The organism is Bacillus sp. 05T31, assembly GCF_056396725.1.
In genome coordinates, this window is the sequence record NZ_JBFTMA010000541.1 from 1 (window position 1) to 3,080 (window position 3,080).

Consider the following 3,080-nt stretch of genomic DNA (forward strand, 5'->3'; position numbering starts at 1 on the left):
CTTCTGAGTCTTTTAGGATTTCTGAAATTTCTTGTTCCGATAATTCACTCATCGTTAACAAATGGCTCATCGTCATCCCTCATCTTTCTGTTTTTTATGATAACACCATTGAATTTATATAACAATAACTGTATAAAAATACCCTAGTCTTTGAGACTAGGGTGCGTTAAAGTAGCCACCCTTTTCTATCTCACAGGACTGAATTAAAAGGTTATTTTTATGAAGCAATCTGCTTAGATTGTTTTGTTTTATTTGTTTGTTTTGTCTCTGGTAGTAGTAGATTTAATAGTACACCTACAATTGCTGCTAGCGCCATTCCTTCTACTTGGAACGATTCACCTACGTGCAGTACCGCCCCGCCAATACCGATTACTAGTATAACTGATGCAATCATTAAGTTTCGTTTGTCGCCTAAGTCTGTTTTATCGTCTACCATCATACGTAAACCACTTGATGCGATTACACCGAAGAGTAAGATTGATACACCACCCATAACTGGTGTTGGAATCGAATGAATCAGTGCTGAAATCTTCCCGATAAAGCCAAACATGATTGCGAACACTGCTGAACCGATGAATAAGTATACACTGTATGCTCTCGTAATTGCTAGCACACCGATGTTTTCACCGTACGTTGTATTCGGTGGTCCTCCTATTAGTGATGCGATCAATGTTGCTATCCCATCACCGAAGATTGAACGATGTAAACCTGGTTTTTCAATTAAATCTCTTTTAATAACATTTCCAAGTACAATTTGATGTCCGATATGTTCTGAAATTGTTACAAGTGCAACTGGCACCATTAAGAGTACAATTTTCCATGAAAACTCCGGAGTATATGTTACAAACGGTACTGTGAAGTCTGGTATGACAAACCATTTTGCCTCAGCTACTGGCTTTAAATCTACTAGCCCTTGGAAGTAAGCGAATATATACCCGCCGATGATTCCAAGTAGCACTGGTATGATACTGAAAAATCCTCTCCCGAATATGGAGCAAATGATTGTAATTGCTAATGTTACTAATGCTACTGAAAAGTGTGTAATGCTATACTTACCATCCGCACCGTTCATCGCCATGTTCACTGCTGTATGTGCTAAAGATAAACCGATTACCATTACGACTGGTCCAACTACGATTGGCGGAAGTAATTTCATTATCCATTCTGACCCAGATTTCTTAATTCCGAGTGAGATTAAGATGTACACAAGTCCCGCAAGCATTCCTCCAAGCATCGCTGCTCCAGGTCCACCTGCTGTTTTCGCTGTAATAATTGGTGCAATAAAGGCGAATGATGATCCTAAATATGCTGGTACTTGACCTTTCGTTATTAGAAGAAACGCTAGCGTTCCTAATCCACTTGATATTAAAGCTACTGATGGATTCAGTCCTGTTAAAAACGGAACAAGCACTGTTGATCCAAACATCGCGAACAAATGTTGTATACTTAATAATAACCATTTTCCCGGTTTCGGTACTTCATGAATGTCTAACACTGGCTTTTGCTCCATTGTTACATCCTCCTTCAGTTTTRATTTTTGCAATAAAAAAACTCTTTGTGCCTGTGCACAAAGAGTCCTACACTTTCGTATGCCAAATTTGACATATGAAAGCCAAGACCCTTTGGCAGCCTCACAGGACTACATTTAAAAGGGCTTTACTTATCGTATATGCTTACTCGATCTTGTTGATCTGTCTCTTGCAAATCAACTTCGATACGCTCTTCACTAGATGTTGGAATGTTCTTTCCTACATAATCAGCGCGAATTGGTAATTCACGATGACCTCTATCAACAAGAACAGCYAATTGGATTTGTGATGGTCTACCTAAATCCATAAGAGCATCCATTGCTGCTCGAACTGTTCTTCCTGTATATAACACATCATCCACAAGGATAACTTTTTTCTTCGTAATATCTACAGGAATATCAGAACCTTTTACAAGTGGTTCTTTATGTTTCGATTGTAGTGTTAAATCATCACGATACAACGTAATATCTAACTCTCCTACTTCCATCTCTTTTCCTTCAATTTGACCAATTCGTTCTGCCAAACGTTGTGCAATAAAAATTCCACGTGTTTTTATTCCGACAAGAACACAATTATCGACACCTTTATTTCGTTCCACGATTTCATGACTAATTCGTGTTAAAGCGCGGCGAATCATTTGGTCATCTAAAACGACAGCTTTCTCTTGCATGCTCTACACCTCCAAGTTTTTTTCTTGCGTGAGAGTAATGGTATAAAAAAAGTCCTCTCAGCGTGTGCGAGAGGACTTTTGAAAAAAGGGTACAACATACCCTAAGTATTTCAAACCGTTACCTTCTCAACCTCACGGGGCTGTGTTAAAGGATCATTATTTAACTGTTGTCAGTATCTCAGTTTTCTTATGATTTGTCAATACTATTTCCGTAAAATATTTAGCGCTTCTTCAAACACTTCTGGAATCGGTGCCTCAAACTCAATATATTCACCAGTACGAGGGTGATCGAAACCTAAAATCCCTGCATGAAGTGCTTGTCCATTCATATCTAATGTTTTCTTCGGACCATACTTTGGATCYCCTGCAAGTGGATAACCAATATATTTCATATGAACACGAATTTGGTGTGTACGTCCCGTTTCTAAGCGGCATTCTACAAGTGTGAAATCCTTAAATCGCTCTAACACTTGGAAATGTGTAACTGCATTCTTACCATTTTCATCAACAGTCATACTTTGACGTTCTTTTTTATCACGACCAATTGGAGCGTCAATTATTCCTTTATCATGTGGAATTACACCATGTACAATCGCTTTATAACGTCTTGTTACCGTTTTTGCTACAAGTTGATTTACAAGTGATTCATGCGCCATATCATTTTTAGCAACCATTAATAATCCAGATGTATCCTTATCAATACGGTGTACTATACCAGGACGCATTACACCGTTAATACCTGATAGGTCTGTACAATGATGCATAAGTCCGTTTACAAGCGTACCCTTCGTATGCCCTGGTGCTGGATGTACTACCATGCCACGCGGCTTATTTACAACTAGTACATCGGCATCTTCATAATAAACTTCTAAATTCATATC

General features: G+C 38.6%; 3 protein-coding genes. All 3 read right to left on the bottom strand.

What is annotated here, in order from left to right; all coding sequences use genetic code 11:
* Positions 1-217 precede the first annotated feature (217 nt).
* A complete protein-coding gene (gene uraA, locus AC1DJR_RS23770) occupies positions 218-1,510 on the bottom strand; it encodes a uracil permease (protein WP_002014712.1) in 1,293 nt (430 codons plus the stop codon).
* A 146-nt stretch (positions 1,511-1,656) separates the two neighbouring features.
* Positions 1,657-2,199, bottom strand: coding sequence for a bifunctional pyrimidine operon transcriptional regulator/uracil phosphoribosyltransferase (pyrR, locus tag AC1DJR_RS23775; protein ID WP_001156489.1), 543 nt, complete (start codon positions 2,197-2,199; stop codon positions 1,657-1,659).
* 203 nt (positions 2,200-2,402) lie between these two features.
* Positions 2,403-3,080, bottom strand: a 678-nt coding sequence (locus tag AC1DJR_RS23780; RefSeq protein ID WP_477003656.1) for an RluA family pseudouridine synthase, incomplete at its 5' end; no start/stop codon positions are given.

Excerpts from the sequence above, each read along its gene's own strand:
- uraA (WP_002014712.1), bottom strand. The coding sequence starts at position 1,510 with ATGGAGCAAAAGCCAGTGTTAGACATTCATGAAGTACCGAAACCGGGA.